Source organism: Actinoallomurus sp. NPDC052308, from assembly GCF_040679195.1.
Classification (GTDB): Bacteria; Actinomycetota; Actinomycetes; order Streptosporangiales; family Streptosporangiaceae; genus Actinoallomurus; species Actinoallomurus liliacearum.
The window spans coordinates 1-11,746 of the sequence record NZ_JBFAUM010000061.1 but is presented as its reverse complement, the minus strand read 5'-3'; the positions used below and the strand labels follow the sequence as shown (position 1 = coordinate 11,746).

11 protein-coding genes and 1 pseudogene are annotated in these 11,746 nt (G+C 67.0%); 8 read left to right on the top strand and 4 right to left on the bottom strand.

Annotation, left to right across the window (positions count from 1 at the left end):
- The first annotated feature begins 253 nt into the window (after positions 1-253).
- The 5 genes from AB0L00_RS45460 to AB0L00_RS45440 all read left to right on the top strand — a co-directional run bounded on the left by AB0L00_RS45460 (position 254) and on the right by AB0L00_RS45440 (position 4,251).
- A complete protein-coding gene (locus AB0L00_RS45460) occupies positions 254-556 on the top strand; it encodes a hypothetical protein (protein WP_364444470.1) in 303 nt (100 codons plus the stop codon).
- Positions 553-1,011 carry a DUF6262 family protein gene (locus tag AB0L00_RS45455; protein WP_364444468.1) on the top strand — a complete coding sequence of 153 codons (459 nt, stop codon included), beginning with the start codon at positions 553-555 and terminating at the stop codon, positions 1,009-1,011. The genes AB0L00_RS45460 and AB0L00_RS45455 overlap by 4 nt, the downstream gene beginning before the upstream one ends.
- A gap of 58 nt (positions 1,012-1,069) precedes the next feature.
- Positions 1,070-1,627, top strand: a complete 558-nt coding sequence (locus AB0L00_RS45450) for a sigma-70 family RNA polymerase sigma factor (protein ID WP_364444466.1) — start codon at positions 1,070-1,072, stop codon at positions 1,625-1,627.
- Positions 1,624-2,826: a hypothetical protein gene (locus AB0L00_RS45445; protein WP_364444465.1), complete on the top strand. Its 1,203-nt coding sequence runs from the start codon at positions 1,624-1,626 to the stop codon at positions 2,824-2,826. The genes AB0L00_RS45450 and AB0L00_RS45445 overlap by 4 nt, the downstream gene beginning before the upstream one ends.
- Before the next feature lie 258 nt (positions 2,827-3,084).
- On the top strand, positions 3,085-4,251 hold the full coding sequence (locus AB0L00_RS45440; protein WP_364444463.1) for a hypothetical protein: 1,167 nt from the start codon (positions 3,085-3,087) through the stop codon (positions 4,249-4,251).
- Positions 4,252-4,774: 523 nt separating this feature from the next.
- On the opposite strand, the pseudogene AB0L00_RS45435 reads toward AB0L00_RS45440, so the two are convergent.
- A pseudogene (locus AB0L00_RS45435) lies at positions 4,775-5,441 on the bottom strand (response regulator transcription factor).
- A 223-nt stretch (positions 5,442-5,664) separates the two neighbouring features.
- The gene (locus tag AB0L00_RS45430; protein ID WP_364444460.1) at positions 5,665-7,086 is read right to left on the bottom strand and encodes a hypothetical protein; all 1,422 of its coding nucleotides are present in this window, start codon (positions 7,084-7,086) and stop codon (positions 5,665-5,667) included.
- A gap of 390 nt (positions 7,087-7,476) precedes the next feature.
- Between AB0L00_RS45430 and AB0L00_RS45425 the strand changes: the two genes are divergently transcribed.
- Entirely contained in the window at positions 7,477-8,142 is a 666-nt protein-coding gene (locus tag AB0L00_RS45425; RefSeq protein ID WP_364444458.1) for an IS5 family transposase, read from the top strand.
- 15 nt (positions 8,143-8,157) lie between these two features.
- Here AB0L00_RS45425 and AB0L00_RS45420 read toward each other — a convergent pair whose 3' ends face one another.
- Both AB0L00_RS45420 and AB0L00_RS45415 read right to left on the bottom strand, forming a co-directional pair.
- On the bottom strand, positions 8,158-8,544 hold the full coding sequence (locus AB0L00_RS45420) for a MerR family transcriptional regulator (RefSeq protein ID WP_364444456.1): 387 nt from the start codon (positions 8,542-8,544) through the stop codon (positions 8,158-8,160).
- 11 nt (positions 8,545-8,555) lie between these two features.
- A complete protein-coding gene (locus AB0L00_RS45415; RefSeq protein WP_364444454.1) occupies positions 8,556-9,308 on the bottom strand; it encodes an SDR family oxidoreductase in 753 nt (250 codons plus the stop codon).
- Between the two features lie 943 nt (positions 9,309-10,251).
- Here AB0L00_RS45415 and AB0L00_RS45410 point away from each other — a divergent pair.
- Together AB0L00_RS45410 and AB0L00_RS45405 are read left to right on the top strand one after the other, a co-directional pair.
- Entirely contained in the window at positions 10,252-10,548 is a 297-nt protein-coding gene (locus AB0L00_RS45410) for a MerR family transcriptional regulator (protein ID WP_364444453.1), read from the top strand.
- 433 nt (positions 10,549-10,981) lie between these two features.
- A complete protein-coding gene (locus AB0L00_RS45405; RefSeq protein WP_364444450.1) occupies positions 10,982-11,185 on the top strand; it encodes a cold-shock protein in 204 nt (67 codons plus the stop codon).
- The last annotated feature ends 561 nt before the right edge of the window (positions 11,186-11,746 follow it).

Below are 11,746 nucleotides of genomic sequence, written 5' to 3'. Positions count from 1 at the left end.
TCAGCGACCAGAAGATCCGCCGCGGCGCCCACAAGAGCGTCCAAGCCCTGGAAGCCGACATCCGCGACTGGATCACCGACTGGAACACCCACCCCGGCCGTTCGTATGGACCAAGACCGCCGAAGAGATCCTCGAATCACTAGCACGATTTTGCCGACGAATTTCAGACGCAGCACACTAGCAACATCGCGCCGGCGGCGGTCACTGCCCGATCCGGTTCCGTTGCGTGGGCTGTGACCACTTCAGTACCGACGTGTCCTACCTCCCGGATCTGGAGGCTTACCTCGCCGACCTGATCCGCAACCGGGAACGCATCGCCGCCATGGCCACCGCGGACGAGTGGGCCAAACGCGAGTCCATGCCCTCTGAGGAGGAGATCAGCAAGGTCCGCCGCCTTATCCACCGGGTCAAGGACAACCTCGCCGATCTCACCGACGCCGAACGCCAGCACCTGGAGGAGGCCACCAAGCTCGTCCGCCGAAGCCGCCAGGTGCTGCTCGGCATGCCCCACATCCGCCAGCCCCTGCCCGACGTCCGCCCGGAGCGTACCGCATGACCCCCACCAACAGCACCCCCACTGCCGCGGCGAACAAGACACTGGTCGATGGCCGCCGGGCCGACACCGCCCGCCGCCGCCAACGCGCCCTCAAGGCCATCAACGACGCGATCGCTGCAGGTGAGGAGGTCAGCGTGTCGGCGATCGCCCGCAAAGCCGGCATCGACCGGTCGTTCTTCTATCGAAGCCAGCACAAGGACCTGCTCGCCCAGATCCACACGGCCGGAGCCGAACCACCCATCAGGGCGGGCGTCGGGCCGACGGTGACTCGCGCCTCGCTGAAAGCCGACCTAGCCAACTGCCAGGAACGCTGCGCCCGTCTGGCGGCACGGGTCCAGCAGCTGGAAAAGCGGCTATCGCGCGCGCTCGGCGAACAGACCTGGCGCGAGGCGGGCCTGGGCGCACCCGACGACATCGAAAACCTTAAGCAGAAGATCATCATCCTCGACGCGTAATCCGGTGACGCCTTCTTCGACTTCTTGGTGTTCGTGTCCCGAGAAGAAAGGAGGTGGCGTGGACGAGCAAGAGGCCCGATTCACCCGCCTCTACGAGACGTACTACCGCAACGTCTTCGGCTACGTCGTGCCGCGGGTCCCGCCCCAGGCGGCCGAGGACGTCACCAACGAGGTGTTCACGATCGCGTGGCGCAAGGTCGACGAGATCCCCGAGCGGGCGCTGCCGTGGCTGCTGGCCGTGGCCAGGAACCTCGTCCGCCAGTCCCATGGCGCCGCCGGACACGCGCGCCGCCTGGTCGACCGGCTGGCCGGCCTGACCACCGACGCGGACCTGCACGCCTGGGATGCCGCCGACCACGTCATTGCCCGTGACCAGGCGCTGGCGGCCCTGCGCACCCTGTCCCCCAAAGAGGTCGAAGCGGTCACCTTGACCGCCTGGCACGGGCTCGAGCCCGCCGATGCGGCCCGGGTCGCCGGCTGCTCCCGCGCCGCCCTCACCGTCCGGCTGCACCGCGGACGCCGACGGCTGGCCAGGGCACTGGAGGCGTCCCGCGAACCCGGCACGCGAACTTCCGCACCCGTCTCGCACGACCGAGTCATCCCGGAGAAGCTGTGAAGCAGAACGAACTCGACAGCGTGATCAACGCCCTGAGGCCCGCGGTGGTCGATGAACTCGCCAACGCGGCCTATGAACGACGTCCCGACACGTCACTGATCCGCGCGAGCACCGGCACGGCCACCGTGAGCCGGAATCTGGTCCCACGGCGGCGGCCGGTCCGGCGGCTGGCCTTCGCCACCGCCGCGACCGCGCTGGTGGCGGCCACGACGGTGCTGGCCACGGGCGCGCTGTCGCCAGGTCACCATGGCGGCACTCCCGGCAACGGCACCACCGGCCAGAACGCAGCGATCAACACCCGTACGTTCCTGCTGGCCAGCGCGGAGACGGCCGCCAAGCAGCCCGCCACCCATGGGACGTGCTGGTACAGCCGGACGCGCAGGTGGGATGACCACCTGGCGCCCTTCCAAAAGCCCACCCCGGGCGTCAGCCCGGTCCCCCAGAGCGCCCCGAGCCCTGGGAGCAGCCCGAACCCGCGGGTCAAGCCGCCCAAGCTTCCCCCGGTCAAGCCCCAGACGTTCCAGGCGCGGGGCGCCAGCAGCGACGAGAGCTGGGCGTGCACCCTGCCGGGCGGATCCGGCATGCGGTTCCGATCGCGCCTGCCGCTGGACGTCCAGGTCACCTTCCCCACCAAGAAGGACGAGGCGGCCTGGCGGGCAGCGGGTTCACCGCCTCTCAACGTCAACGGCTTCACGACCGCGTCCAAGCCGGTCACGACCACGTACGACAAGGGCTCGCACCTGGTCAACCCCGACATCGGCCACCACGAGATCGAGTGGAAGACCATCCCGAAGCTGCCCGCGACCAAGACCGGCCTGGAGGCCTACCTGCGGAAGCTGTGGCAGCAGGACACCAAGGGCAGATTCGATTTCGGGAAATACGTCTTCGTCAGCGCCCAGGACCTCCTCAGGACTCCGACCACCCCCGGCACCCGCGCGGCGCTCTACCGGATCCTCGCGGACTCCCCGTCCGTCCACGTCACCGGACGGATCAAGGACCGAGAGGGCAGGTCCGGCGTGGCCATCTCCGCTCACGTCACCGACGGCGTGGACACCCGACTGATCGTGGACCCGGCGACCGCCCAGCTCCTCGACTACGAGCTGCCCGGCACCGGCACCGGCAAGAACAGCCCCGACGAGTACATCGCCTACGAACACCAGGGCTGGGTGAACACGATCGGCGCTGTCCCCGCCTCCTGACCGGTCACCGGCGATGACCGGCGCAGGCGTCCCCTGACGCCCTCGCGGACAGCGCTGCTGCCGGTACAGAGATTCTCGGTGCAGCGGCCCCAATAGGGGTGTGCTGAAGAACCCATCCACGGACCGATCGGGTCGAAGCGGTTTGTCCGCCTGGTCGACCGTTCGATGAGAAAGAGACGATTTCTTATGCGTAATGGAAGCATCAACGCTGCTCGAAGCCGCGGCGCCCGGGCCGCGCTGGCGATAGGGGCGGTCACGATGTCGCTGTCCCCCGTGATGGTGGCGCCGGCCGGCGCGACGGCGAAGCCGACCGAGTCCTCGGGCTGGAAGCAGGTCGCCCTGCCCGACCTGGGTTCGGCGACTCTCTTCAGCATCACCGCGCCGGACCGCGATCACGCCTGGGTCGGAGGCGGCGTAGACGCGAACGGAAACAGAAACGCGAGCGCGGCCGTCCGAGGCGACCGTGCCGGCCTGCCGCGACTCCGCACTCGTTCACCGAACGACACCGCGCAATGCAACACCAACGAAGTCTTCAGTTCGGCGGTCCTGCGTTTTAACGGCGTCAAATGGACACGCGTCACCGTTCCCGACGTCGGCGGCGTTGGCTCCATCGCGAGTGTGAGCCCCGACAATGTCTGGGCCGGCGGCGAATGCGGGTCTCTCCACTGGGACGGCCGTTCCTGGACCGCCACGCCATATGCACCGATCCCCGGCCTGTCGAGCCTGACGAACGTGCATTTCTCGTCCGACGGCCGAGCCGATGCCTGGATCGTCGATACCGAATTCGGTGACACGGTCAAGAACTATGCCGAACGATGGGACGGCTCGGCATGGCGGACGGTAGCGCTGCCGGAACTCGATGACGAGACCATCCTGTGGAGCATCTCGGTAGTAGGGCCGGATGACACATGGATATCAGGAGCGGATGCTGGCAATCAGCCCTTCTTCCTGCACTGGGACGGCCGTTCATGGAGGCGGGAGGCCGCACCTCAGATCGATCACCAGGGGGCTTATCTGCCCAGCATGCACGTCTTGGCGCCCAACGACATCTGGGCCAGCGGGACCGGCGTCGATAAGGGAGCCGACGGTTGGGACATCTTCTCCCCATTGATCATGCATTGGGATGGGCACCGCTGGACGAACACTCCGATCTCGGCAAAGCAGCCCAACGGCGTCATTTATGACGTGACCGCCGATCGAGGCCATTTGTGGGCGGCGGGCAACACCTCCAGTCCGGGCCTCCCGTCCTATGGGATGGCCGTCCTGAACTGGACCGGAAGCGAATGGAGCGCCGACCCAACGCCGATTACGGGAGAAGGGACTGTCAACGCACTCGCCTCAATCGCCGGAGGCGGGCTGTGGGGCGTCGGCTACGCCGCCAACACCGACGGCACTCTCACGCCGGTGATGGTCCGGCACGAATGACGTAGCCCTGAGGTCGCCCAGTCCGGAAGTAGTGTAACCCGGGGCCACGGCCTCCGCAGTACGACAAGTCAAGAAGCACGCCCAGTGGAGGGCCGGTGCCCTAACAACGGCACCGGCCCTCCACCATTCATGCGTTCTACCGGCCCGGGCCGGCGCGCCGAGACGGACGCATGGTGGACGAGACGCCGTGGCTGGCGAGGCGGCGCCGCTGACACCTTGCGGCTGGCCGCAGCCAGGTTGAGACGGGCGAACCCCGGAGCTCACAAGAGCTCCTTGCGCCACACATGTTGCGCCCACTAGCGTTATCACTGAGCGCTGCTGAGCTGCGAAGACGACGGGATGCGTCCGCCTCGGGGCTGCTGGACCCCCAGAGAATCCCGATGTCGGCCGATTAATCAAGGTCATAAAGCGGAGCGGAGGCCGCGCTTCACCTCGCGGGGGACATTTCGGTTAGCCCGCTCGAGGGACAAATCCGCAGGAGGATCCAGAGAAGGTTCAGGCTGCGGTCGCTGCGGCGGAGATCTCACGCCGGCGGATCTGGCCGGCTCGCCGGGCCTTGGTAGGCGAAGACCACCGCTTGCACACGGTCGCGCAGGCCGAGCTTGGTCAGGATGCGCGAGACGTGCGTTTTGACGGTCTCGTGGCTGATCACGAAGGCGTCGGCGATCTCGGCGTTGGACAGTCCGCGCGCGATCAGCATCAGCACCTCACGCTCCCGGTCGGTCAGTGGCTTGGCCGGGTCCTCCCATTCACGTTCCGCGACGCGGACCCGCGAGCCGAACCGGCCGATCAGCCGGCGGGTCACGGCCGGTGCCAGCAACGCCTCACCGGCCGGCCGCTATGGTGCGTACGGCCGCCACCAGTTCGTGCGGCCGCGAGTCCTTGAGCAGAAAGCCGCTGGCCCCGGCGCGGAGCGCGTCGTAGACGTACTCGTCGAGGTTGAACGTCGTCACGACCAGCACCTTCACCGCGTCGTCCACGTCCGGGCCGGCCAGCAGCCGGGTCGCTGCGATGCCGTCCAGCAGCGGCATCCGGATGTCCGTCACCATCACGTCCGGGCGCAGCCGCTGGGCGAGTTCGACCCCGGTCCGGCCGTCCTCGGCCTGACCGACCACCTCCAGGTCGGGCTGGGCGTCGATGATCGTGACGTAGCCGGCCCGAGCGATGCTCTGATCGTCGCAGACGGCCATCCGCGCATGTTAACCGTGCCCGTCCCACCGGCACCATCGCCGGGACCGTACGGTCGATCTCGACACGCCCGGTGGTCTACGTCCACGCGACCGAAGTCGAGCGCCCGAACTGCCCCAGTACGGTGAACAGGCCGGGCCGGTGTTGATGGCCTTGGGCGGTGCGGAGACTTCCAAGCGGGAAGGGATGCCGCGCTGCCGGAGGCCTAGTCGGGCAACCATTCGCTTACGGAGTCGTACGGTCGTCCAGGAATGCTTGCATCTTTCCCTGTAGTTCGCCGTCGGGTTCGGCTGCCGCGGCAGCGCTGATCCAGTCCTGGATCTGGCTCAGCCGGCCCTCTGCCGGCCAGGTCGTCAACGTCCGAAGAGCATGGTGCCGTATCCGAACCACTGGATTGGACAGAGCGACCCGAAACAGGTCGAGACCGATCCCGGGATGCTTGTCCAGGCCGTTGATGACGGCCTCGAGCGCGCGGTCGGGTGCGTGTTCGGGCCCGAAACCTTGGCTGTTGGCGGGGCCACTGGCGAGCGCGTCGAGCGGGAGTACTCGCATGGCCAGGGTGACCACGGAAGTGATGGTTTCGCTGTCGGAGTGGTTGACCCCCCATTGCCAGGCATAGGCGTTGAACGGTTCTCGTTCCAGATGGTCGAGCACCTGGGGAAGCACCGGCATGTCAAGACGGCCGGCGCAGGACAGCGCGACGTTGAAGCCGTACGGGCCGGTGCCGCATGGATCGCTCAGGTGCGCGAGCACCAGTTCCCGCCAGACAGGTCGGGCCAGCAGCGCCTCGTAGCGGCGTGCCAGGCGTTCGGGCTCACCCTCGGGCCAGGCGACGTCCATGTCAGAGCTCAACGCACAGCGTCTGACGGTGAGCAGGTGATCCAGCATGCCCAGCGTTGGCTCGGCTGTGCTGACGAGTTCGGCGTAGCGGTGCATGGCGGGCACGCCGTCGTCGTAGTCGGTCATGTCCTTGGCCGGACCGCCGAGGGCGAGCGCGGCGAGAATGCCGCCGGCGCCCTCGAGTAGGGCCTTGTCCACGTCGGGTTCGAGGAGGGCGGTGTAGAGATCCCCGGTTGTCGCGGCGAGGTGAGCGAGGTACTCGTCCATGACGTCGTTGCGGAATCCCTCGCGGAGCAGCCATGCCTTGATCTCAGCATCGTCGCTGCCCTCCAGGCGTTCCACCGCATGAATCCGCCCCCAGCCCTTCACCCGTCGCGCCAGTTCGTAGGCGGCGCGCTGCCGGTCGGGTCGGGTCTTCACGAGGGCCACGACGGCATACAGGGTGAGCTCTTCGATCGCGCCGAGCAGAAGCAGCAGCTCACGGTCGCGTTCGTCTCCGCATTCCCCCAGCACCACGATGCCCAGCTTGACGGTGTTGCGTGCCGAGCCGTACTCCGTCAGATGCCGCGCCACCCAATGCAGAGGTTCCTGGGGCAGAGCTCGTGCTCGAAGCTCTTTGACCAGGTCGTCCGCGAGGTCGACCGCGGACTGTCGGGCGAGGACCTCATGCAGCCGAGCCAGGGACGCCGGACTGGGTGACGCGGACACGATCGCTTCAAGGAGATCGCCCACTTCTCTGGGCGCCGCCGGTTCTGACGCGATGCCGAAATGGTGGGTCCGGACGCCATCGAGCACGACGCTCGTCATGAGGGGCCGGTCGTTGCCGCTGTGGCGAGGCGGTTCGTCGGGGAGTGGATAGCCGCCATCCGGCCAGGGGCCAGGGCCGTGAAGTGCATTCAGAGCAAGAGCGTGGGCCAGGAAGGTAGTCCGGTCATCAACGGGACCACAGTCCAGCTCCCACTCGCCGGGCTTCACCGGCTGGGGCGCAGGACGCCCTTTCCGCAGAAGATCATGTACCGATCATGGCACCCGCCCAGCAGAACCGCAAAATGGCATCGGGTGCGAGGCCTCACGAGTAGGTGCGATGCATAGCTATCCAGTCCAACGGTCGGCTTGGGTGCTCCGTGGGGTGCTCGTACGTCGCGGTACTGCCCGGCAGCACCCGGTACGCCGTCGGGCTGATATGCCGTGAAGCGAATGGCGAACGCCGATGAAACGGGTCCTCACCCGGCTCCAGGCGCGGGCGGACGCACACGGCTTGATCACCTGGGACGTCAGCGTGGACTCCACGATTGCCCGCGCGCATCAACACGCCGCTGGGGCACGGAAAAGGGGGATCTGCAGCGGGAGCCGCCGGGCGGTGTAGAGGTCGAGCCTACCGACCACGGGCTCGAGCGGTCCCGAGGCGGCCTGACCACCAAGGTCCATCTGGCGGTCGAGCAGGGCCAAAAGCCGCTGTCGTTGGTCATCACCGCCGGTCAGCGGGGTGATTCCCCGCAGTTCCAGGCCGTGCTCGGCCGTATCAGCGTCCCGCGCATCGGCCGGGGCCGACCACGCACCCGACCCGACAAGGTACGTGCCGATAAGGCCTACGGTTCTCGCGCCAACCGTGCCTACCTACGGCGCCGTGGCATCCGCTGCACCATTCCAGAAAAGGCCGACCAGGTCCGCAACCGCAAGAACCGCGGGACTCGCGGCGGTCGGCCGCCGAAGTTCTCCAAGATCGACTACCGGGAACGTCACGCCGTGGAGTGCGGGATCAACCGCCTCAAACGCCACCGGGCCGTGGCGACTCGCTATGACAAGCTGGCCGTCCGCTACGAGGCCACCGTCACCATCGCCACGATCAACGAGTGGCTGTGAGCGTCAGGTCTCGGGTCAGGCGACCGTGCGGATGTTTTGCCCGGTCGCCTGGTGCAGCGCCGCCGCCAGCCGGTCGCGTGCCTCAGTCTGGGCGGCGATGCGTTCGTCGAGGACCGCGAGACGATCCAACGCGATCTGGATACCCTTGTCCGACGGCGACGCGGCTACCACGTCGCCGTCCAGACAGGGCAGAAACGCGCGGATGTCTTCGAGCGTGAGGCCGGCGGCCAACAGGTAGCGGATGTTACGGATCCGCACAACGACGCCCTTGTCATAGATCCGGTAGCCGTTGTGCGCCCGCCGGGAGGTGATCAGCCCTGCTTCTTCATAGTGCCGCAGCGCACGCGGTGTCGTTCCCGTGACCTGCGCCAACTCGCCGATCCGCAACGGCTCCACCTCCACCGCCCGTCCTATCACGCGACGACGGCCCCACCATCGACCGGGAGCACCACTCCTGTCACGAACGATGCCTGCGGCGAGGCCAGCTGCGTGATCGCCCATGCCACCTCCTCGGGGCGGCCGATCCGCCCCAGTGGCGTGTGGGCCATCTGCCACTCTCGGACCGCCGCCATCCGCTCCGGTGACAACCCCTGGTGCTTCCCGATCGGAGTGTCGATCGCTCCAGGGGCCACCGCGACAACCCGAACCCCGCGAGGGGCCAGCTCCACCGCCCAACTGCGCGTGAGGAGTTCCAGGGCGGCTTTCGTCGCGGCATAAACCGCGTTGCCCGGCCAGGCCCGCTGCCCGACCGACGTAGTGACGTTCACGATCACCCCGCCGCTGGTCTCCAACGCGGGCAACGCGGCCTGCGCCAGCATGACTGGCGCAACCAGGTTGGTCGCCAGTTGCGGTTCGATTAGATCCTGGCTGATCGTCCCCAGCGTCCCGCTGCCGACGATCCCCGCATTGTTGACCAGCACGTCCAGCCGGCCATACGACTCCAAGACGGCACGCATGATCTCCTCAGCAGCGCCCTCGGCAGCGACGTCGGCGGTCAGCGGATCGATGCCGTCATAACTGGCAGCGGTTTCCGCCAGCGGCTCCGCTCGGCGGCCTACGGCCACCACCTGCGCGCCCATCCCAGCGAACATGCGCGCTGTCGCACGGCCTATGCCCGTGCCCGCTCCGGTAACAACAACCACTTTGTCCCGCATTGAGCTGTCCATGCAGGCAATCCTCAAACCCTGCCGCCAACGACAAGGTCAAACCAGCCGACGTCCGCCAACCGCCAACATCGCGCAAGTTTTGAAACGCGACCTAGGCCGCAGGCACCATGGCGGACCGTCTGCGCTGTTCCGGTCCAACGTCCCCGACGAGGTGTCCCGTCTCGCGAAGGGTCCGGTCCTCATCGTGTCCTGACATGCATCCCTCCAACCGCCGGCACCATGCGGTCTCGTTCCTGCGTCGCCGTGGTCTTTTTGGCGGCCACGTTCTCAACAGATGCGTACGGGCCAGGACGCTGATGACCCAGATGTCTGACCCGTCGGTGTCGGAGCGATCGTTGGCGGGTTAGTCGGGTGTAGGGACTGCCGGGCTCCTGGGGCCCGGCCCGGGGGCGTGCTTCATGAACGAGAAAATCTACTGTGACTGGAGTAGACATTCGCTGCTGGACTGGGTAGTGTTCCCCATGTTGCAAGCGAAGAGAACATCGCACAGACACGGGAGATGACGAACTACCCGTGAGGTGAAGAGCATGACGTCAGGTGCGCTGGGGCTGATCAAGGGACGTGGCTCCGGGCGGTGGCGATCAGGCCGTCGGGCGCGCTGGGGCGAGGTTCGCAGGTCCCAGAAGGTCACGGTCGGCAAGGAAAGGTAAGAGCAAGATCAGAGGAGAAGGGGAGGGTCATACGCCGTCGGATCGCCCGCCATTGGGCGTGTTTCGCCGGGCGGGTACCGCAGTCCCATCAGAACGAGAGGTGGTCTTCGGTCACGCTTACGCGATCCCCGCACTATCTGCCCTTTCGGGCCATTGGTGCGGATACGACAAGCCGGCGTCATCGCCGGTAGATGGTGTTGATTCCTAAACCCTGGGCCCCGGTGCTACGGCACCGGGGCCCTCATGATGTGGAAGGTGCGATGGATCCAGCCCGGCAGCCCATATCCGACAAGATGGCCGACAAATTCGATGACGATGACTACCCCGCCTACACCATGGGCCGTGCCGCGGAGATGCTCGGCACGACGCCGGGATTCCTGCGCAGCCTGGACGAGGCGAAACTGATCACGCCGCAACGCTCGGCCGGTGGTCACCGCCGCTACTCCCGCTACCAGCTCCGCCTGGCCGCCCGCGCCCGCGAACTTCTTGATGAGGGCATCGGCCTGGACGCCGCCTGCCGCATCATCATCCTCGAAGACCAACTCCAAGAAGCACAACGGCTCAACGCCGAGATGCGCCGAGACCACTGAGCACACCGAGGTCCGCCACCAGACCGCGACCTCCGATCTGTTGCGCGCCGAACGGCGCGGCGGCCCTGCCCCCGGGCTGCGAGGGTTCGCAGCCCGGATCGGCGTCCCGGCCATCGTGCCGGCGGAGACCGGTCCGCGCCACGCGGCCGCTCGCTTGTTGCGATCTTTCCCGGGGAGCGCTCCTCCGTGGTTCGGGGACGAGCGTCAGCAGTGAGCGACTCCGCCACGGCGTTCCTAGCGAGAGGTTGCTTGCTTCATCTATCGATGGTACGGTACGTAAAGTTGCAGTTGTGTTCCCATAGACTTTATGTGCGCCTGCTGGTGATTACCTCAGGCGCATTTTTTGTTTCACCGGAGCGTTTCGGGTGGGGTCATTACGGCGACGCGTGGCTCGCAGAGTGCGGGTTCCGCCAATGCCCCGGAAGGAACAGATATGGCTACCGGCACCGTGAAGTGGTTCAACGCGGAAAAGGGCTTCGGCTTCATCGAGCAGGACGGCGGCGGCGCCGACGTCTTCGCCCACTACTCCAACATCGCGGCTCAGGGTTTCCGTGAGCTCCAAGAGGGCCAGAAGGTCGAGTTCGACATCACGCAGGGCCAGAAGGGTCTCCAGGCGGAGAACATCATTCCGGCCTGAAAATCACGTGGTATGCGCAGGGCTCGTACGCGAAGGTTCGGGCCCTGCGTGCTCGTCCGGGATTCCGTTCCCAGGGGTGACGACGACTGCGTCCAGGGCGCGGCCCTTCGGCGGAGATCCGCCACATGGCCCCCTGTCTCCGGCCCCAGGCCGGTTGCATCCCATCTGATTTCGGCCCTCAGCCGCCGGCCCTTCGACGAGGGGCATCGGCCGCCTCAACGCCGCGCCTCTTCCGCTTTTTGCGCTGCTTCGCGGCTCACTTCGGTTCGTTCTTGCGATTGCTTCAAGCCATGGGCTGCGGAGTCCTCCTCGAAACGTGCCGCTTCAGGAAGGCTTACGCATGACCCGTCCCATCCGTCCGTCTCACAGTCGCTCCTCCCACTCCCGTACCGCGCCTTCGCGTCGCACGGCCGTTCGACCGCAGAGCGACTTCGCACCGCCCGTGAGCTCCACCCCGCCTCTTCCTCCGGCCGCGTCGTTCGCCGAGCTGGAGATGCCGGCGGCCCTGCTGTCCACATTGACCCGGCAGGGCGTGACGGAGCCGTTCCCCATCCAGGCCTC

Excerpts from the sequence above, each read along its gene's own strand:
- AB0L00_RS45455 (WP_364444468.1), top strand. The coding sequence starts at position 553 with ATGACCCCCACCAACAGCACCCCCACTGCCGCGGCGAACAAGACACTG.
- AB0L00_RS45410 (WP_364444453.1), top strand. The coding sequence starts at position 10,252 with ATGGCCGACAAATTCGATGACGATGACTACCCCGCCTACACCATGGGC.
- AB0L00_RS45415 (WP_364444454.1), bottom strand. The coding sequence starts at position 9,308 with ATGGACAGCTCAATGCGGGACAAAGTGGTTGTTGTTACCGGAGCGGGC.
- AB0L00_RS45405 (WP_364444450.1), top strand. The coding sequence starts at position 10,982 with ATGGCTACCGGCACCGTGAAGTGGTTCAACGCGGAAAAGGGCTTCGGC.
- AB0L00_RS45430 (WP_364444460.1), bottom strand. The coding sequence starts at position 7,086 with ATGACGAGCGTCGTGCTCGATGGCGTCCGGACCCACCATTTCGGCATC.
- AB0L00_RS45440 (WP_364444463.1), top strand. The coding sequence starts at position 3,085 with ATGTCGCTGTCCCCCGTGATGGTGGCGCCGGCCGGCGCGACGGCGAAG.
- AB0L00_RS45425 (WP_364444458.1), top strand. The coding sequence starts at position 7,477 with ATGGCGAACGCCGATGAAACGGGTCCTCACCCGGCTCCAGGCGCGGGC.